The sequence below is a fragment of the Enterococcus sp. AZ089 genome (genome assembly GCF_050547225.1).
GTDB classification, from domain to species: Bacteria; Bacillota; Bacilli; order Lactobacillales; family Enterococcaceae; genus Enterococcus_D; species Enterococcus_D entomosocium.
Genome location: NZ_CP172954.1, coordinates 3,094,864 through 3,113,667 on the forward strand (window position 1 = coordinate 3,094,864; position 18,804 = coordinate 3,113,667).

Consider the following 18,804-nt stretch of genomic DNA (forward strand, 5'->3'; position numbering starts at 1 on the left):
ACCAATCATTTTATTCTACCTGCGGTGGATGAAACTGCTCATTGATCTCTTTAATTGCTGCCAAATCAACTTTTGGTTGGCGATCATAGGTCAGTAACCCATTGATTTCTTGTTCGACATCTGTCAACTGAGTGTAGCAATAGCCCCAGAGTCCGACAGAGTCATAAACAGCCACCATGATTCGCTGATAATCCTTCAAGAAATCTTGTTGATTTTCCACTGAGGTATAGCCCCAACCGGGTTGCCCCGAAACATCGAAGCCAATACCACCAAACTCGGTCAATAAAATAGGCTGATCCTGATAAGAAAATCCTCCAGCGAAAATCGGCCAGGGGGTCGATACTCGACTCACCAATTTTTCTCTCGTGCTGAGACTGTCTTTAAAGTATAGATATTTTTGCCGCTCAGATTCTTGCCCATGCGCATAATTATGAATCGCACAAATATCGGTCTCCGTCATCGCCCAACCATCATTTGAAATAACCAACCGTTGCTGGTCTAACGAATGGATAAAGTGATACATCGCTTGAGAAAAATGCTGTTGCTGACGATCAAATGAGATTTTTGGCACACCCCAGCTCTCGTTGATTGGGACCCAAGTAACGATCGAAGGATGACTATAATCCCGAGTAATGATTTCTGTCCACTCTTGCATCAAGCGCGTTACCGAAAGATCGGTATAGATTGCCGGCGCCGCACACTCTCCCCAAACAAGAAATCCTAATTTATCTGCCCAGTATAAAAAGCGTGGGTCTTCTGTTTTTTGGTGTTTTCGGCAACCATTAAATCCCATTTCTTTGGCCAATAAGATGTCTTGTTTAAAGTCCTCATCTGTTGGTGCAGTTAACAAGCCGTTCGGCCAATAGCCTTGATCGAGCACCAGCTTCTGATAGTAAGGCTTGTTATTTAAGTAGATCATACCGTTTTCTGTATGTATTTTACGCATACCAAAATAACTTTTTAGCTGATCGATGGCCTTCCCCGCTTCCCTAAGAGTCAATTCAACATCAAATAATTGCGGTTTTTCAGGTGTCCAAGACCAGCCTTCGTGGTGAAAATTCGTCCGAAAAATTTCTTGCTGGAAAATATCAACCGCAAAACTCAACTTAGAAGTGATAAAGTCTGCCTTTCCGCTAGTAACTAAAGCACCTTTAAAATAGATTTGATATTCTAAGACTACTTGTGGCTGTAACTGATTCAGTTCTACATCGATCTTAACGGCGCCAGCATCAAAATCACTCGTAAATTTCACCTGTTGCAGATGGGTTTCGGCAACTACTTCAAGCCAGACTGGCTGCCAGATCCCTGTTGAGTTTGTGTACCAGATTCCTGCTGATTCTTCTTCCCAAAATTGTTTCCCCCGTGGAATGCTTTCATCAAAATGTGGATCAAATGCTCGCACACTTAGTATTTGCTCTTGTCCAGATACTAAGGCATCCGTGATGTCTATATCAAAAGAGGTATGCCCTCCGCAATGATTTCTCATATGATTGCCATTGACAAACACATCTGCTTCATAGTCCACCGCCCCAAAATGCAAAAGGACACGACTTTTTTCAGGGACTTGCACATTGAAGGTCCGATAATACCATACAACGTCGTGCACTTCTCGAAGATCAATGCCGCTCAATGCACTTTGATAGACAAAGGGAACATTGATCTTGTACGGATAGTTTGCTTCATTTGTGTACCACTTTTCTTTTAAACCAAGATTTTGGTCATCAAAGGCAAATTGCCATTCACCATTTAAGCTTAACCAATTCTCTCTCTCAAATTGCGGTCTCGGGTATTCTTCTCTACTCATATTTCCTCCAAAAACAAATTATTTTATGCCACTTTGCAACGACATTGACGCCATAAAGCTTTTTTGCGCCACCAAATACAATAAAAAGGTAGGGATCAAAGCCAAGATTGCTCCGGCAGTTCCAATTCCCGGATAGGTCATGTATTGCCCTTGTAGCAACTGCAGCCCTGGTGTAATCGGTAATTTATCAATATCGTTTATCACGATCGATGGCCACAAGAAGTCATTCCATGAGCCAGTAAAACTAAATAACGCAACCACCGTCAATACAGGTTTGATCAGTGGTAAGATAATATGATAAAAGATTTGAAACTCGTTGGCCCCATCGATCACAGCCGATTCATCCAATTCTTTAGGAATCCCTAAAATGAACTGCCGAACGAGGAAAATGTTATAAACACCTGCAGCCCCAGGAACGATGACTGCCAGAAATGTATTGGTCCAACCTAACGTATCAACGATTTTAAAATTCGGGATCAAATTGACCACCCCGGGAAACATCATCGTTCCTAACAATAGGGCAAAAATCAAATCTCTCCCCTTAAAGGTGAGTCGTGTATAGCCATAGGCTGCAAACGAGACGATCACCATAACCAACAGCGTATGTGAAGTTGAAATAATCATTGAATTCACAAACCAGCGGAACACAGGAGAAGAATCATTGCCTTGTAACAAGCCCAAAAAGTTAGCCAGCGTCCAATCTTGTGGAATCAAACTGAACCCAACCTTTTGAATCTCTGCCTCCGATTTAAACGAGGTAAAAATTGCCCATATCAAAGGAAAGAGCCAAATCACACAGACGATCGCTAGCAAAATAAAGGCAATTCTTTTCCCTAGTTTGTTTTCTCGCATCTTCTTCCCTCCTATCTTTCCATTTTTTTGATGACCATAAATTGCACAATCGAAACTGCCATGATTACAAAACCTAGTAAAATAGCCATCGCTGAAGAAATTCCTGCAACCGAGGTACTACTACCAAAAGCATTTTCTTGGATGTACATCATCAACACGCGAGTAGAATTGTTGGGTCCGCCACCCGTCAACATTAGTGGCTGACCATAAATATTAAACTGAGCGATGGTCGTCATGACCGTGGTAAAAACAAGCTGGTTGCGAATACTCGGCAAAGAAATACGGAAAAATTTCGTTATACTATTTGCACCATCTAATTCTGCTGCTTCTAACTGCTCTTTAGAGACGCCATTTAATGCAGCAACATAAATAATTAGATTCCCACCTAATGTCCACCAAATCGTCACGATCAAAATAGCGATCCATGCCCATGGTTGCGTGCCTACAAAATTGATGTCGATACCGAATACTTCTTTGATTGGCCCAAAAGATTTGCTCAAAAGGAACCCCCAAATAATCATGACGGCAGAGATTGCAAATAATGTTGGCAGGTAGAGAATCGATTGAAAAAAACGCATCATTTTTGGTTTAGCAGATAATGCAACCGCTAGTAACAAGGGAATTACAATACATAACGGAACGGAGATTGCCGCAAAAAACAGCGTATTTTTCATTCCATTAAAAAATTGCGTATGATACAACGAGTCTTGATCAAACAAAATCGTTTGAAAATTATCAAACCCGACAAAAATCGGTGTACTGAACAGATCCCATTCAGTAAAAGAAACATAGATCCCAATCACTGCAGGAACTAAAAAGAATAAAAGAAAAAGGAGCATATGCGGACCAATAAAAACGATTGGCCAGCCATTTAACCTTTTTTTCATCAATACCCATCCTTCCTTGTATTTCTAGTGCAGCTCTCAACAAGAAACAACTGTGACAGCCCTTTAAGCCTATCAGAATTCCTCCCCTATCAAAAAATGGACTGAATTCTTTTTATGGTCGCTCTTCCTTCTGCCACAGCCTCTATGTGAGAAGATTATTTCATCTTTTCTTCTACAACTTTTTGGATCTCACCAAACGTCGTTTGAATATCTGCTTTTCCTGTGATCATGTCCCATGAGCGATTATCATATTCACCAAAGATATACGATAAGCCATCAACTGCGTTAACAGAAATTGCCGCTTGTCCTTTTTCTGTCTTCAATAAGAAGGATTGTGGCATCTCAACATATTCTTCATTGTCTAGCATAGCTAAGGAAGTAGGATTTGCACCTGATTTGACCCACTCTAATTGGTTTGCTTGTAACCAAGTCAGAAAGTCGACCATGCCACTTTTCTTTTCATCGGAACGTTCCTCGTTCGTTTTGAACATTGCAAACTGATCGACGCCTGAACCTTGAATGATATGTTCCGCATCCCATTGAGGAGTAAATGTTTGGCCCCAAGTGAAGTCACTGATTTCTTCCATATTACTTAGCATCCATGTTCCTTCTGGAAGAAAAATCAGTTGCTGGTTTGCAAAAAGTTTATTTGCATCTTCACCATCTGGGACCATGTAGCCGGCATCGTACAGATCCTTAAACTCTTGAACGGCATTGTAAGAATACTCATTATCGATATTGATGTTTCCTTGTGCATCTTGCCATTCCCCACCCATTTGTTGGTAGAGATTCGAATAATTCTGCATGCCCCATGTATAGCCAAAACTATAGATACCATCTGCTTTTGCTTTTTCCCCAGCTTGTCTGATTTCTTCATAGGTCACTACGCCATCATCCAACGCTCCTGGAACATATTTATCCACCAAATCTTGGTTGTAATACATCACCCACGAACCCATGGTTGCCGGAATCCCATATTGACTATCATCCACTACACCAGTGTCCCAAGCAGCTTCAACGTAGTTTTCCCGTGCCAATTCTGTCCCATCGATCATGTCATCCCAGGTTTCAAGCATGTCTTGGTGTTTGTACGTAGGCAAAGCTTCTGAGGCAATCAAAGCCAAATCAGGAACACCTTTCCCCGATTTCCCCGCAGTCGTCAACTTTGAAGTAAAGGTATCACCTTGCATGCTTACTAACTTCACTTTAAAGTCTGGGTCTGTTTCATTGTATTGATCAATCGTTTTTTTGATTTTTTCACCGTCTGGTCCTGTCGTCGAAGACCAAAGCAAAATTTCTGAATTATTACTTGAGCTACCACTCCCGCCACAAGCAGCTAACAACACTGTACATAATAAGCTTGTCCCTACTAAAACAATAGATTTACTTACTTTCATTTTTTACACTCCTTTTAATTTAACTAAAAAGTAAAATGACATCCAATTATCAATAAACATAATCGTTAGACTATCGTCAAATAATGTTTACACCGTAAAGTTACTATAAATATAAAGCGCTGTCAACATTATTTTAACAAGGTATAACCAAAAATTATATCATTTTACTATTTTGTAAATCCACAAGGTTGTGTTATAATTAAACCATCTTTTCATTAAACATTTTAGTATAACGAGGTGATCGCTATGGAATTGGATTTAACAAACGCATCTTTACCGATCTACGAAGCACTGGCAAATGAAACTCGCTTAGCGATTTTAAGAGAATTAGGCGATAAGAAGAAAAGCATCAGTGAAATTGGACAAAAATTAGCAATCAGCAATGCTTTAATGACCAAACATATCCGTAAACTCGAAGAAGCTCAGTTGATCAAAACCGAAAAAGGATCGGGGCAAGACTGGAAGAAAAAATATTTGTCTCTAAAAACTGATTTCATCAATATCAATTTCCCAGCAAAAGTGTTTCCAGAAATGAATCTAACCTCCCAATCTGTGAAAATCGGCCACTTCACCGATTTTAAAGCTGAGCCTTCTTGTGGAATGGCGACCAAAGACCGCTTGATTGGCGCCTTAGATGATCCAAAATCTTTTCTGGATCAAGAACGTGTTGATGCAAGTATCATCTGGCTAAATAACGGTTTTTTAGAATACAAAATCCCAAATCCTTTGAAAAATGGTGAAAAAATCGAATTACTGGAAATCAGTATGGAGATCGCTTCAGAGTTCCCAATTTCGAATAACTATTGGCCCAGTGATCTTTCCTTTTACTTAAACAATCACTGCATCGGTAGCTACACCGTACCAGGAAACTTTTCGGATGTCAGAGGTTCTCTGACTCCGCAATGGTGGATCGATGAGTTCAGTCAATATGGATTGCTTAAGCATTTACGCATCAATCGCTATGATACTTCCCTCGATGGAGAAAAATTAACAGATCACAACCTGAATGAAATCGACTTAGACCACAGTGACTTTTTCACCTTTAAAATTGCTGCACCTGCAACTGCCGAAAACGCTGGTGGTTTGACCATTTTCGGCGATCGATGGGGAAATTATCCTCAAGATTTATTGTTCAATTTTTACGTATCGGAATGACTGTTGTCGTTCCATTACACAAAAAAAGCACGTAGCGAAGAGAGACCACTCCCTCAGCTAGTGCTTTTTTCTATTCTCTTACGCTGTGGCAAAAATGCGTTCAATCAACTGCATCACTGCTCGGACTTCTTCGTTTTTAACGATAGGTTCGGCACCGTTGCGTACAACGTTGTAAAAATTCTTGTAGAAAGGTTCGAAATCCGCTTCGGCTTTCGGGAAAGGAATCTCTTTGGCAGCCAATTCCGATGGCGGTGCCATCGTTTTCGTCAAGCCAACGCCTGCTTGAACTGGTTTTGGTGCGGCCACGTCTTCGCGACCTGTTGCCTGAACCATTTCACCATTTAGATCCCAATCGGTGATGGTGGCTGTTCCTTCCGTTCCTTTGATGTACCAGCGAGGCAATTGCGTGTAATTGGAGGTTCCAACTTCCACGATTGCTTTGACCCCATTTTCAAAGGTAATCAAAGCGAAGAACCCATCATCGACTTCTTCCCCCAACACAAAGCTAAGATCCGCTTTGACGTCTTTCACTGGGCTGTCGATCAGCCATAGCATTTGATCTAGCAAGTGAACGCCCCAGTCTAAGAGCATTCCCCCGCCTTGTTTTTTCACATGACGCCAGTCTCCTGGGATGCCGTTTGCCCCTTGGACCCGTGATTCTAATTGGAACAAATCGCCGATCTGTCCATTACGGTACAGTTCGCGTACAAGTAAAAAATCAGGATCCCAACGGCGGTTTTGGTGAACCATAAAGGTATTGCCGGTTTCTTGGGCAACCGCCACGATCTCATCTAGTTCCGCAGTATTCAGCGCAACAGGCTTCTCGCAAACAACATGTTTGCCTGCTCTCAATGCAGCGATCGATAACTCTTTATGCAAGTCATTAGGTGTGGCGATCAATACTGCTTCGATCGTCTCATCGGCTAAGACTTCATCATAGCTTTTAAAGATCTTATGGCCTTTTTCTTGTGAGATCGCTTGACGTTCTTCATTGATATCGTAAGTTCCTACGATGTGGATTCGTTCGTTTTCATTTGGTAAGATATTGTGGACATGGTACGCACCCATGCCGCCATATCCGATTACTGCAAAATTGATTGCACTCATGTCTGACACTCCTCGGTTTTCTTCTTATGCCCACCACATGGATGAAGCTTCTTCACGGATCATAATCGTCTTCAAGTTGCTGATGGCACGATTTAGTCCTTCATCAATGGACATGATTGGATCTTCATGCTCAATACTCAAGACATAATCATACCCATAAATTCTAAGTGCAGAAATAATATCTGACCAGACTTGTAAGCTGTGGCCGCACCCGACTGAACGGAAGGTCCAAGCTCGGGTTTTGACATTGCTATATGGCTGCATGTCCGTCAAGCCATGCATGTTGATATTGTCTTGGTCCAAATACGTATCTTTGGCATGGAAGTGATGGATCGCATCGGCTTCCCCTAAGATTTTGACCGCTGCCACTGGGTCGATCCCTTGCCACCATAAATGACTTGGATCCAAGTTACAGCCGATGGCTTTACCCGCAGCATCCCGCAGTTTCAACATCGTATAAGGGGTATGTGCCAAAAAGCCGCCATGAAGTTCGATCCCGATTTTAACACCAGCCGCTTCCGCTTCCGTGTTGATGCCTTTCCAATAAGGAATCAGTTTTTGTTCCCATTGATAATTATAATTGTCATCGTATTCCGTCGGCCATGGCAATACTGGCCAGTTGACTTGTGTATCTATTGCATTTCCGCCTGAAACGCCTGAAAATCCATTCACAACAGGTACATTCATTAAGCTGGCTAATTTGATGGTTTTACGCAAAAGTTCATCGGCTTCTTGCGCTTCTGCTTTTAATGGAGAGATTGGGTTGTTGTGACAGCTCAAAGCTGAGATTTCCAATCCTTTATCAGCTAATTTCGCTAAGTATTCTTTTCGCTCTGCTTCACTTGCTAGTAAACGGTCAATGTCTAAGTGGGCATTGCCGGGAGAACCACCGGTACCGATCTCGACGGTTTGGAGCCCTTTTTTCGCTACTTCATCGATCATTTCTTCAAAGCTAAGTTGATTGAATAACGGGGTAAAAACACCTAATTTCATTTTCTTTCCTCCTCAATTGCTTGAAAATGCCCATATGTTGGGTAACGATTTTCTGTTGGTGCACACCAGCGAGCCGCATTTTGGATCACTTTTTGCACTTTGGGATTGTAATAGCTTGGGAATGTCTCATGACCAGGCTGGAAATAGAAGATTTTGCCATTCCCACGGCGGAATGTACAGCCGCTGCGGAAAACTTCACCACCAGGGAACCAGCTGACAAAGATCAATTCATCCGGCGCTGGAATATCAAAGTGCTCGCCATACATTTCCTCTTGCTCTAGTTCGATCCATTCGCCGACTCCTTCAGCGATTGGGTGGCTTGGATTAACATTCCAGATCCGCGCATGCTGATCGTCTACCCGCCATTTCAAATCGCACGACGTTCCCATCAACGTTTTAAAGATTTTCGAAAAGTGGCCAGAATGCAAGACGATCAGTCCCATTCCTTCCCATACACGCTGCTGCACACGAGCAACGATAGCATCATCGACTTCTTCATGCGCCATATGGCCCCACCAAACCAACACATCCGTGTCAGCCAATACTTGCTCCGTCAACCCGTGTTCTGGTTCATCAAGGGTCGCCGTTCGTACTTGAAAATCATCCTCTGCTAAAAAATTGGCAATTTGACCATGGATTCCTTCTGGATACATTTTTTGGACGGTCTCATTCGTTTTTTCATGACGAAACTCGTTCCATACCGTAACATGGATCATTGGTAGACCTCCTCTACGATGTCTTTTAATTGCAGATAATCAATCCCGCTGGCTTCTAAAGGAGCGAATTTTTGAAACGCTTCCTGCTCGACGATCAGCCATGGTAGTTCTAATGCTTTAGCTGCTTCTACATACGACTTAATTGGTAAAATCCCATTGCCGATCTCGGTGCTTTCCTGCGGCTGCTCTTGCATATCTTTGATATGAACCAAGCCGACCTTCGTTTCGCGTTCCTTTAGCCAAGGTAAAATAGCCACGTGTGCAAAGGCTAACCAGTAAAGGTCGGCTTCCAAACGCAGTTGCGGATTGTCTTTGATCAGTTCATCGATCATGGATTTTCCAGCAACTTCAGTAAATTCATGGGCATGGTTGTGGTAGTAGCAAGTCAGCCCTTCTGCCTGCAATTTTTGGGTGATCTGGGTCAGCTCCGCAGCAAAGGCTTGCCATTTTTCCAAAGAATCAAGGCTGGCATACGGAATCACGATCCGTTGATTGCCAATCGTTTTTTCAAAAGCGACGGTTTCTTCAAAACGATCTTGCAATGCTTCAAACGGGATATGGGAAGCCGCGACCGCCAAATCCAACTGCTCCAGCATTTCTTTGATCTGAACAGCGCTGTGTCCATGATAACCGGCAAATTCAACACCGTCATAGCCGTTTTGTTTTACTGTTTTCAACGCATCAAAAAGATTTGTCTTGCAGTCCTCTTGAATACTCCAAAGCTGTAAAGCGATTTTCGGTTTTGTCATTTGTGCTCGCTCCTTTTCTTCCAGCAGTTCTTATAGGTAGACTGGCTCACCGGTTTGCGATGATTTGTAGATCGCTTCTAGAATCTCCGTCACGACCATTGCTTCTTCAGGTTTGACCACTGGTTCGGTATCGTTGATGATCGCATGGATCCACGATTGTGCTTCTAAAATTTCTGGCGTCTCCCCGTTTCCTTCATAAAAATCAACGCCGCCTGTTTCAAGTTCGATATTTTTTTCATACAGCAAGCTGTGGTCTTCCCCATTGATGGTCAAACCGTTGTTCATATCCGCACCGGCTTTGCTACCCATCAGTGTCGTTTTGGCTTCTTTCACATCCAAGCTGTTGAGCGCCCAGCTGGCTTCTAAGAAAATCGTTGCGCCATCTTCCATGACCACAAAACCAAAGGCCGAATCTTCTACTGAGAATTTCTCTGGGTCCCAAGGGCCCCAAGCATTTGCGGCATTTTTGGTTTGCGACAACTCATGATACGCTTTTCCGACAACAAATTTTGGTTTGTAATTGTTCATCATCCATAAGGTCAGATCCAATGCGTGGGTACCGATATCGATCAACGGACCGCCGCCTTGCGCCTCTTCATCAAGGAAAACACCCCAAGTTGGCACAGCCCGACGACGGATCGCATGAGCTTTCCCAAAATAAATGTTTCCTAATTGTCCTTCGGCGCACACTTCATGAAGATAACGAGAATCTTTTCTAAAACGGTTTTGGTAGCCGATCGTGAGTTTTTTTCCTGTTCGGTTGGCTGCTTCGATCATTGCTTTGGCTTCTGCCGCTGTTTTTGCCATTGGTTTTTCACACATGACATGACAATCCGCTTCTAGTGCAGCAATCGTCAACTCAGCATGTGAGGCGTTTGGTGTACACACATGGATCACATCTAGATCAGCTTGTGCCAACATTTCTTGATAATCGCTGAATACTTGAGCATCTTCGGTCCCAAATGCTGATTTCGCTTCAACTGCACGTTCAACCAGCAGATCACAAAAGGCAACCATTTCTACTTCCTCTACTTGAGACAAGGCAGGCATGTGCTTGCCGTTTGCGATCCCACCGCACCCAATGATTCCAACTTTAACTGTCATATCTTTCCTCCTGAAAACGCTTATTATTTTCTACCCCCTCATTATAGCGAAACATCGAAAGCAGTTCTTCCCAGTTTCCATTGAAAAAATTCCCGAAAATTATCTTATGAAACTTTAACAAAAAGAACCACTCCACAATTTATGCAAAGCGCTTAAAAAAACACTATCGAGAAAAAAATAGTGCCAGATCAACAAAAAAAACAGTCGACAAGCAAAGGCTCATCGGCTGTTTCTATCAATTTTGATTCAATTGTTTCTGGTACTGCAACGGTGATTGACCAACAGCTTCCTTAAAGACATGATGAAATGTTTTGACACTGGCAAAGCCTGCTTTTTCAGCGACTTCTGCCATCGGGATCTTTTCATTTGCCAAGATAAATTTGGCTTGATTGATGCGGTATTCCGTCAAAAACTGCATGAAGGTCTTGCCAGTATTGGTTTTAAAGAAACGCGTGAAATAATGGGGACTAAACCCTACATGTCTTGCGGTGTCCTCCATCGTCAAGACTTCTTGGTAATGGGATTCGATGTACTCAAAGACATCATTCAGACGCTGCAAGGTTTCTTTGTATTGTGCGGCCGTTCGTTTTAGTGGATTGACGGCTCGTTTGCGCTTTGGCAAGCTTTGATAGCACTCCCCGATCAACTGGTAAAGCAGCCCGAGAGTCAAATAACGCTTCCCAACAACATTTTCCTCTTCCAACTGATACAACTCGATCAAGAGACCTGTTATTTTTTCCGTAAAACTCGCTGGCCAATTTTTGCTGTGGGGCTCCCCTTCTTCAAAGAGTGTCATCAAGGATACTTCATTTTCTCGCAGCAGCGGCTCTTCAAAAAGCTGCATATCAAATTGATAGACATAGCGTTCACTCTCAGGTGATGCAAGAAAGTAGTGGGGCTGCCCGCTGGAAAAAAGATATAGATCCCCTTCTTTCAACTCAATAATCGTATCGTCAACACCAATATTCACCGTGCCGCGCTTAGCGTAAATGATCTCGATTTCTTTATGGACATGGGGATAAACGATGGTCAAACCATCATTTAGAAACGTTCGAAAACGAAATTCACTTTCAAATTCAGGAATTTCAAGATACATACTCATGGCTGACCGACTCCTTCGCTCTATTCTTATTTATTATAAGCGAAAAATTGCCCAAGAGAAAACCTTTTCTCAGCCAATCATAGTTTCTTCTGCTTTTTTGTGGTATCGTATTCAAGAAAAGGAGTCTTGTTTATGAATTATTATGATCAACATCTGCATACATTTTTGTCTTTTGATTCAGATGAACAGTTTGAGAATTATCTAGCTTACCAGCCTGCCTACTTCGTTGCGACAGATCATTTCGATTTGAAGAACCCCTATTCGGGATTCCGTGATGATATTCCTGACTATGAATTACTAGTAAATACCCACCAGAAGCTGCAAGAGACCACAGCGACGAAACTCTTAAAAGGCATCGAGATTGGTGTCGTGCCTGGTCAAGAACAAGAAATCTTGCGCTATCTTGAAAGCCATCCTTATGACTTGAAATTGATCAGTATCCATCAAAACGGTACCTTTGATTATATGGACGATGCCGTGTTGACGAAGGACAAATTTGCAGTCGCCAAACAATACTTTGACCAAATGGCCCACGTGTTGGACTCGTTTTCTGACGGGCACATCGTGACCCACTTTGATTATGGCTTGCGTCGTTTCCAATTTACAGCTGAGGAATTGGCCGCCCATTTTGAAACAGAGTTAACGACGATCTTCAAAAAAATCGTTGCCCGTGACTTAGCGATGGAAATCAACGCGAAGAGCTTTGGCCCCTATCAAAATGCCCACCTTTATCAATATGCTATCCCGCTGTATCAAAGTGTCGGGGGTAAATTGTTCACCCTCGGCTCTGATGCCCATAAAGCCAGTGACTATCGGTTAGATTTTGCAGCGATGAGCGAACTACTGCGTTCCTTTGGTGTCAATCAATTAGCGGTCTTTCAAGGTAGTGAACGGTTTATGGCGGATCTGCCTGCTAAATAGCGTCACCTTTGAATGCACTCTACAACACATTTTCAATAAATGAACCAAAAACGGCGAACCCTAAAAGGATACGCCGTTTTTTCATTTTAAGACCATATTTACTTAGGTTATTCTGCTGCTAAAATATCTTCCTTGGCATGGATCATTTGAGTCAAAAAGTCACAATAAGGCGTTGGCACTTGGTACTTGCGGCCTTTTCGTGAGATTGCGCCATTGATATAATCGATCTCGGTTTTGCGATGATTATTGATCAAATCTTGATACATGGATGGATAGTGCATTCCGATGCCTTCTGGATCATAGGTTTCCTCAATATGGTGGACTACTTCGGATACATCCAGTTGAACAGATTCATGGGTAGCAACTGCCGCAAATTCTTCCACAATCGTTTGGACCATCGCACGCGCCGTTGAGGTTTGTCCGAATTGGGCAATATTCACATTTAAAATCGAACACAAACCATTTAGTGTGCCGTTGACACAGGCTTTGCGATAGATGGAGTAGCGAATGTTCTCAGAATAAGACGCATTTAACCCAGCATCAGCCAAGACTGCTGCTAATTGACGGGCATCTTCTTCTTTGCCCGGTTCGATATTTTGCAGTTCTACAGAACCATCCCCAAACAAGCGAACATTACCAGGACCAATCAAGTCCGCCGTCCAAATGGTATTTCCTAAAAAGATTTTATCCGTGCTGACATATTTTTCAATCGTGTCCTCATGACCGATCCCGTTTAATAAGCATAAGACTTTCGTTTGCTCTCCGATCATCGGTTTGATCGTTTGCATCATTTGATCCAGTTGCATCGCTTTAGTAAAGACCAGGATCAAGTCTGCTTGTACAGTCGTTGGGATCTCATTTTGCGAATAGATCGAAAAAGGGACTGCGATCTCTTCACCGTTTAAGTTCGCTCGTAATCCGTGTTCACGGATCGCTTCGATATGCGCCGGCCAGCCGTCGATCAACGTGACGTCATTTCCGCCTCTTTTTAGCATAATAGCAAAACGGCTGCCCATAGCACCTGCACCAGCAATAACAATTTTCATCTGAACTCCTCTTTCCTCTTCCACAATTAGGTATAGTTTACTCTAAAATCGTGAAATATGCGAGAGCCTTGCGTTTTTTCTCGATAGGAAAGAAAAAAGAACAATTGGAATAGTTAGATTTTTCAGATAATTAAAAAACGGTTGTTTCCAATTTTGTCCATTCAAAAAAGTCGCACGGAAGATTGAAAACTTGACTGAGCTAAACCAGTTTTCGGACTCACGTGCGACCCTTCTATTCAATTATTTCCTGTGAAACAGTTGTCGTTTTAGGCAGTGACTGTTTCATTGTTTGTTGTAAAGTTTTTTAGCCGTTCAGCTTTTTCCGCTTCTGTGATCCCATGTTGTTCCACGTAACGGTTGTGTTCGTGGATGGCACAATCATAGCTACAGGCACCTAAATGGGCAGCTTGATTTTCTTCAGAAGTCAAAAATTGGCGATTGCATTCTGGGTTGGCACAGTTTACATAGCGCTCGCAAGGTGTGCCATCAAACCAGTCGCGACCGATAACTTTTTTATCCACATGATTGATTTCCACACTAATACGTTCATCAAAGACGTACATTTTGCCATCCCAAAGCTCGCCTTGAACTTCTGGGTCATTCCCATAAGCAAAGATACCACCATGAAGTTGGGCCACATCATCAAAGCCTTCTCGCAGCAACCAGCCTGAGAATTTTTCACAACGGATACCACCAGTACAATAAGTAACGACTTTTTTATCCATAAATTTTTCTTTATTATCGATGATCCATTGCGGCAACTCACGGAAGCTGCGGATATCGGGACGAACGGCTCCCCGGAAATGGCCTAAGTCATATTCATAATCGTTACGGGCATCGATCACCACGGTATCTTCATCTAACAAAGCTTCTTTGAACGCTTTAGGATCTAAATATTTTCCAGTCATTTCTAATGGATCGATGTCATCTTCCAGGTTCAATGAAACCAATTCTTTGCGCGGACGAACGAATAGCTTTTTAAACGCATGTTCTTCTACTTCATCGATTTTATAAAAAATCCCTTTAAAACGGGGATCAGCTTCCATTTTTTCCATATAGCGATTTGTTGCTTCAACCGTTCCAGAAAGCGTGCCATTGATCCCTTCATTGGCTACTAAAATACGGCCCTTGATGCCAATTTCTTTTCCAAATGCTAAATGCTCCTTGGCGAAGCTTTCCGGATCTTCAATTGTTGTATATTTATAAAATAATAAAACGCGGTATGTCAAACCAATTCCTCCTTTTTTTGCACCCTACAGTATAGGTTATCGCGTGACAAAAAACGAGTTTTATGCTTGTACCTTTTCACACAATCTTTTTCTTTGAGCAAACAGTGTCATGGATTGGTTTTATTGAGCTCTGCCACGAAAAAAGCTGTGACTTGATCCATCGTTTCTCCACGCACCAGATGGCGTTCTTCTCGCGAGATAAACTGCAGATTTGCTTCTGGATTTTCTGCCACAAAGGCTTCCACATCAGCATAAGGAATTTTCTCATCTTGGGTACCATGCCAAAATAAAAGGGGACGCTGTCCTAATTTCTCTGGTTGAGAAGACAGATCGTAAGCATCCATCCAGCTTAAAAGCTGACCATAATCCTCGGGTACAAAGAACCCAGCAGCGCCGGCGTGCATTTGGATGCGGTCACGGTATTTCAACATGGAAGGAGAACCCATGATACAAGCTGCCGCTGTGATTTCTGGATGCTGGCATAATAAACCGCACGTGGTCATCCCTCCCATGGAGACTCCGCCAACTGCGATCTGACCGTTGACCAAACCAAGGTTTTCAAAAAAATCGACTAAGTAAGAAAACTCAAATAGATTGGTTTGGATACTTTGCCAAAAAGTTAAAGAAGGAATCTCCGATAGCTGGGTCTTGCGCTCCCCATGATTGGCTGCATCTGGCAAGACCACCCGAAAACCTTCTCTAGCCAACTTTCTGCCTTGTGTCAACACTAATTCTTTACTCGTCTGCCAACCATGATAGTAAATAATCAATGGCAGCGGTTCATAAATCATTTCTTCTGGTACGACTTCTAAGACCGGAATATTCCCGATTTTTCTTTTTCGAACAGCTAATTTCATTCTTTTCCACCTCAGCTTAAGTATACAAAAAGTCGCCAAAAGCGCCACTGATACGCTGTAAAAAAAGATCATACCCGAAGAGTATGATCCGTTTTTTCGTTTATGAATGTAAGACCGCTTCTCGAGCCAATGCCAAACAACCGAGCGTTCCAGCGTTGTCTTCCAATGCTGGGGTCACGATATATTTGCTTAACTCAGGTGTTTCGACATACCCATTGACCAATTTTGCAAATGCGTCATGGACGTTTTGCAGCATATGGCGTTGTTTCATCACACCACCGCCAAAAATGATCACATCTGGAGAAAACATCAAAGTTGTATTGTAGGCACATTGAGCAATATAGGAGGCTTCGATTTCCCAATAAGGATCATCTTCTGCAACCTCTTGTCCTTTTTTCCCTAAGCGTTTTTCGATGGCGGGTCCAGCGGCCATCCCTTCTAAACAGTTGCCATGAAATGGACAGCTGCCAGCAAAGTCATCTTTTGGATGAGGGACGACGAGCATATGCCCCATTTCTGGATGACTAAATCCTTCGATAAAGCGCCCTTCTTGTAAGGCACCGCCGCCAACACCTGTACCGATCGTGTAGTAAACGACACTACTCAATCCTTTGCCACTGCCGAAGACATACTCACCATAGGCAGCCGCATTGACATCTGTTGTCCAAGAAATCGGGATCGGAAATTCTTTTTTCATGGTACCGATGAAATCAAAATTTTGCCATGCCAATTTCGGGGTTGAGGTAATGTACCCATAAGTGGCAGAATCGCGATGGATATCGATGGGCCCAAATGAGCCAATCCCAATCCCTGCTAAATCTGCTTGGTATTGTTTGAAGAAATCAATGACTAAAGGCATTGTTTCCTCAGGTGTCGTTGTCGGAAAGCTCACTCTTTCCTTGATCGTCATTTCTTCATCGCCAATGGCACACACAAATTTTGTGCCGCCTGCTTCAATCGAACCGTATAACATGCACATCACTTCTCTCTTTTATTTATACCTAATTTTAATCAAAGAGCAGCGAAATTACTAGCAATCTCTGAGAGATTTTATGAATAAGTCTTCTAAAATGATGACTTCGATTTTATCCTTCCTTTTTTCGAACTGTTAAGTAGTGGAAATTAAGAGAAAGTAAGATTTTTAGATATTTCTGTAAATATTACCCCCAGTGCAAATGCTCCTGCATCGGGATACCCTACACTCCTTTTGCCAACTGTACCTGCCCTACCCATTTTAGCTGCAAATCCTTTTGTTTGCTCAGCACCCATTATGGCACTCTTTGCACCTTGATCGAAAGCTTCTTGCCATGATCCTTTTTGCTCAGATATATTCATCCACTTATCAGCGCAAGGTGCTAAAGCATCAATTAATGTCTTATCTCCAACTTTTGCCCCTCGCCCAAAAGAACGCTTACCAGTTTCTTGGACTCCTTTGACTATTGCTTGTAACATTGAGCTCATGTCGCTTATGGTCAATGTTTGTTTCCCCTGCGTATCCTTACTGGCTGCACGAAAAGCTGAGCCCCAAATAGGACCTGATGCTCCACCACAATTTTCCATTATTATCAAAGAAACATCATTTAAGAACTTTGCAATACTTAAATCTTCTTCTTCCAAAAGTTCTTGCCATTGATCTTTTAAACTACGGAATCCTTTTGCTACACTCATACCAAAATCTCCATCACCAGCATACGAATCAAGTTCACAAAATTTCTGCTCGTTTCTGATAATAACATCTGCCATAACATCAATAATAAAAATCATATTTTCTAAGGTTATCACCTCATCAATTTTCCCGTTACATTTCTTCGTTTCTAATTGATATACCCCTTTTTTAAGAGGAGCCTTCTTTAGAGAATAGAAACTTGCACTGCTTATTTCACCCTTATTTTTTGAATGGAATCCAAGCGTACTGACTGGCAGAGATAAAAATTCTTCTAGTTGATCATCTAAAAGCAATAAAGTAATCGATGCCCCTTGCATATCAATACTGGTCATATAGTTACCTACAAATGTGTGCTGAACATTGACTTCCATCTGATTAAGAATCTCTGCGGCATCATGATTCAAAATATACAACTCCATTAGAGGGGTTCCTCCAAAACCATTGATCATCAAAGCCACCTTATTGTCTTTACTTCTTATTGGTAATTGTTCAACTAATCTTTCAAGCATTTCTGAAGCAAGCTCTTTTGAAGATTTTAAGCTCATCCTCTCGATTCCTGGTTCTCCATGAATTCCGACCCCAAACTCAATCTCATCATTACCTAAATCAAATGTAGGAGAGCCTTTTGATGGGACCGTACAAGATGACAATGCAAACCCAATTGTTTTGGTCCGTTCAATTGCAGTTTCTGCTAACTTTTTTAGCTCTTTTAGACTATAACCAGTTTCGGCAGCTGCACCCACAATTTTCTCAATGAAAATAGTGCCAGCTACACCGCGTTTTCCTACAGTGTATAGACTATCTTCGACAGCAATATCGTCATCTATTTTTACATAGTCAATTTTGATTCCATCTTCTTGAGCTAAGTACATTGCATTTTTAAAGTTCATAATATCTCCACTATAGTTCTTAACAAGCAAAAGCACCCCTTTATCACTTGCTACTCTTTTTATTCCTTGATAAATCTGTACTTGCGATGGAGATGCAAAAATGTCTCCGCAGATTGCTGCATCCAACATTCCATTGCCTACAAAGCCGCCATGTGCCGGTTCATGACCTGATCCTCCACCAGATACAAGTGCAACCTTATCTTTTTTCAGATGTTTTTTATAAATAATTTTGTATTTTTCATCAAGAAGTAGCTCAGAATTCGCTAAGATTAACCCATGGCACATTTCTAAGACAATGTCATCGACATTATTCATTATTTTTTTCACTA

The 18,804-nt window shown here is 42.1% G+C and carries 17 protein-coding genes; 2 read left to right on the plus strand and 15 right to left on the minus strand.

Annotated features, from left to right (window positions below; genetic code table 11):
* Window positions 1–10: 10 nt before the first annotated feature.
* The 4 genes from IGJ01_RS14310 to IGJ01_RS14325 form a co-directional block, all read right to left on the minus strand.
* Window positions 11–1,804: a glycoside hydrolase family 2 protein gene (locus IGJ01_RS14310; RefSeq protein WP_430601207.1), complete on the minus strand. Its 1,794-nt coding sequence runs from the start codon at window positions 1,802–1,804 to the stop codon at window positions 11–13.
* An 18-nt stretch (window positions 1,805–1,822) separates the two neighbouring features.
* Window positions 1,823–2,656 carry a carbohydrate ABC transporter permease gene (locus IGJ01_RS14315; protein ID WP_042890647.1) on the minus strand — a complete coding sequence of 278 codons (834 nt, stop codon included), beginning with the start codon at window positions 2,654–2,656 and terminating at the stop codon, window positions 1,823–1,825.
* A gap of 11 nt (window positions 2,657–2,667) precedes the next feature.
* A complete protein-coding gene (locus IGJ01_RS14320; RefSeq protein WP_016612866.1) occupies window positions 2,668–3,543 on the minus strand; it encodes a carbohydrate ABC transporter permease in 876 nt (291 codons plus the stop codon).
* 155 nt (window positions 3,544–3,698) lie between these two features.
* Window positions 3,699–4,940 carry an extracellular solute-binding protein gene (locus tag IGJ01_RS14325; protein ID WP_061053285.1) on the minus strand — a complete coding sequence of 414 codons (1,242 nt, stop codon included), beginning with the start codon at window positions 4,938–4,940 and terminating at the stop codon, window positions 3,699–3,701.
* A 246-nt stretch (window positions 4,941–5,186) separates the two neighbouring features.
* Between IGJ01_RS14325 and IGJ01_RS14330 the strand changes: the two genes are divergently transcribed.
* Complete coding sequence (locus tag IGJ01_RS14330; RefSeq protein WP_008380365.1) at window positions 5,187–6,095, plus strand: ArsR/SmtB family transcription factor; 909 nt, start codon at window positions 5,187–5,189, stop codon at window positions 6,093–6,095.
* Between the two features lie 78 nt (window positions 6,096–6,173).
* Here IGJ01_RS14330 and IGJ01_RS14335 read toward each other — a convergent pair whose 3' ends face one another.
* The 6 genes from IGJ01_RS14335 to IGJ01_RS14360 form a co-directional block, all read right to left on the minus strand.
* On the minus strand, window positions 6,174–7,202 hold the full coding sequence (locus IGJ01_RS14335) for a Gfo/Idh/MocA family protein (RefSeq protein ID WP_060791480.1): 1,029 nt from the start codon (window positions 7,200–7,202) through the stop codon (window positions 6,174–6,176).
* A gap of 24 nt (window positions 7,203–7,226) precedes the next feature.
* Window positions 7,227–8,195 (minus strand): sugar phosphate isomerase/epimerase family protein, encoded by a 969-nt coding sequence (locus IGJ01_RS14340; protein WP_430601208.1) that lies wholly within the window; start codon window positions 8,193–8,195, stop codon window positions 7,227–7,229.
* Complete coding sequence (locus IGJ01_RS14345) at window positions 8,192–8,911, minus strand: ThuA domain-containing protein (RefSeq protein WP_430601209.1); 720 nt, start codon at window positions 8,909–8,911, stop codon at window positions 8,192–8,194. Before IGJ01_RS14345 ends, IGJ01_RS14340 begins: the two co-directional genes overlap by 4 nt.
* Window positions 8,908–9,660, minus strand: a complete 753-nt coding sequence (locus IGJ01_RS14350) for a sugar phosphate isomerase/epimerase family protein (protein ID WP_430601210.1) — start codon at window positions 9,658–9,660, stop codon at window positions 8,908–8,910. Before IGJ01_RS14350 ends, IGJ01_RS14345 begins: the two co-directional genes overlap by 4 nt.
* 30 nt (window positions 9,661–9,690) lie before the next feature.
* Window positions 9,691–10,764, minus strand: coding sequence for a Gfo/Idh/MocA family protein (locus IGJ01_RS14355; RefSeq protein ID WP_005228203.1), 1,074 nt, complete (start codon window positions 10,762–10,764; stop codon window positions 9,691–9,693).
* A gap of 235 nt (window positions 10,765–10,999) precedes the next feature.
* Entirely contained in the window at window positions 11,000–11,866 is an 867-nt protein-coding gene (locus tag IGJ01_RS14360; protein ID WP_301389587.1) for an AraC family transcriptional regulator, read from the minus strand.
* A gap of 132 nt (window positions 11,867–11,998) precedes the next feature.
* On the opposite strand from IGJ01_RS14360, the gene IGJ01_RS14365 reads away from it, so the two are divergent.
* A complete protein-coding gene (locus tag IGJ01_RS14365) occupies window positions 11,999–12,787 on the plus strand; it encodes a PHP domain-containing protein (RefSeq protein ID WP_430601211.1) in 789 nt (262 codons plus the stop codon).
* Window positions 12,788–12,894: 107 nt separating this feature from the next.
* Here the strand turns inward: IGJ01_RS14365 and IGJ01_RS14370 are convergent, their stop codons facing one another.
* The 5 genes from IGJ01_RS14370 to dhaK form a co-directional block, all read right to left on the minus strand.
* Window positions 12,895–13,833 (minus strand): 2-dehydropantoate 2-reductase, encoded by a 939-nt coding sequence (locus tag IGJ01_RS14370; RefSeq protein ID WP_086316570.1) that lies wholly within the window; start codon window positions 13,831–13,833, stop codon window positions 12,895–12,897.
* 266 nt (window positions 13,834–14,099) lie between these two features.
* Window positions 14,100–15,062 carry a rhodanese-related sulfurtransferase gene (locus IGJ01_RS14375; RefSeq protein ID WP_016612875.1) on the minus strand — a complete coding sequence of 321 codons (963 nt, stop codon included), beginning with the start codon at window positions 15,060–15,062 and terminating at the stop codon, window positions 14,100–14,102.
* A gap of 107 nt (window positions 15,063–15,169) precedes the next feature.
* The gene (locus IGJ01_RS14380) at window positions 15,170–15,919 is read right to left on the minus strand and encodes an alpha/beta fold hydrolase (protein ID WP_008379569.1); all 750 of its coding nucleotides are present in this window, start codon (window positions 15,917–15,919) and stop codon (window positions 15,170–15,172) included.
* A gap of 100 nt (window positions 15,920–16,019) precedes the next feature.
* Entirely contained in the window at window positions 16,020–16,892 is an 873-nt protein-coding gene (gene scrK / locus IGJ01_RS14385) for a fructokinase ScrK (protein WP_002347415.1), read from the minus strand.
* 149 nt (window positions 16,893–17,041) lie between these two features.
* Window positions 17,042–18,802, minus strand: a complete 1,761-nt coding sequence (gene dhaK / locus IGJ01_RS14390) for a dihydroxyacetone kinase subunit DhaK (protein ID WP_430601212.1) — start codon at window positions 18,800–18,802, stop codon at window positions 17,042–17,044.
* Window positions 18,803–18,804 lie beyond the last annotated feature (2 nt).

Excerpts from the sequence above, each read along its gene's own strand:
- IGJ01_RS14310 (WP_430601207.1), bottom strand. The coding sequence starts at position 1,804 with ATGAGTAGAGAAGAATACCCGAGACCGCAATTTGAGAGAGAGAATTGG.
- IGJ01_RS14315 (WP_042890647.1), bottom strand. The coding sequence starts at position 2,656 with ATGCGAGAAAACAAACTAGGGAAAAGAATTGCCTTTATTTTGCTAGCG.
- IGJ01_RS14320 (WP_016612866.1), bottom strand. The coding sequence starts at position 3,543 with ATGAAAAAAAGGTTAAATGGCTGGCCAATCGTTTTTATTGGTCCGCAT.
- IGJ01_RS14325 (WP_061053285.1), bottom strand. The coding sequence starts at position 4,940 with ATGAAAGTAAGTAAATCTATTGTTTTAGTAGGGACAAGCTTATTATGT.
- IGJ01_RS14330 (WP_008380365.1), top strand. The coding sequence starts at position 5,187 with ATGGAATTGGATTTAACAAACGCATCTTTACCGATCTACGAAGCACTG.
- IGJ01_RS14335 (WP_060791480.1), bottom strand. The coding sequence starts at position 7,202 with ATGAGTGCAATCAATTTTGCAGTAATCGGATATGGCGGCATGGGTGCG.
- IGJ01_RS14340 (WP_430601208.1), bottom strand. The coding sequence starts at position 8,195 with ATGAAATTAGGTGTTTTTACCCCGTTATTCAATCAACTTAGCTTTGAA.
- IGJ01_RS14345 (WP_430601209.1), bottom strand. The coding sequence starts at position 8,911 with ATGATCCATGTTACGGTATGGAACGAGTTTCGTCATGAAAAAACGAAT.
- IGJ01_RS14350 (WP_430601210.1), bottom strand. The coding sequence starts at position 9,660 with ATGACAAAACCGAAAATCGCTTTACAGCTTTGGAGTATTCAAGAGGAC.
- IGJ01_RS14355 (WP_005228203.1), bottom strand. The coding sequence starts at position 10,764 with ATGACAGTTAAAGTTGGAATCATTGGGTGCGGTGGGATCGCAAACGGC.
- IGJ01_RS14360 (WP_301389587.1), bottom strand. The coding sequence starts at position 11,866 with ATGAGTATGTATCTTGAAATTCCTGAATTTGAAAGTGAATTTCGTTTT.
- IGJ01_RS14365 (WP_430601211.1), top strand. The coding sequence starts at position 11,999 with ATGAATTATTATGATCAACATCTGCATACATTTTTGTCTTTTGATTCA.
- IGJ01_RS14370 (WP_086316570.1), bottom strand. The coding sequence starts at position 13,833 with ATGAAAATTGTTATTGCTGGTGCAGGTGCTATGGGCAGCCGTTTTGCT.
- IGJ01_RS14380 (WP_008379569.1), bottom strand. The coding sequence starts at position 15,919 with ATGAAATTAGCTGTTCGAAAAAGAAAAATCGGGAATATTCCGGTCTTA.
- scrK (WP_002347415.1), bottom strand. The coding sequence starts at position 16,892 with ATGTTATACGGTTCGATTGAAGCAGGCGGCACAAAATTTGTGTGTGCC.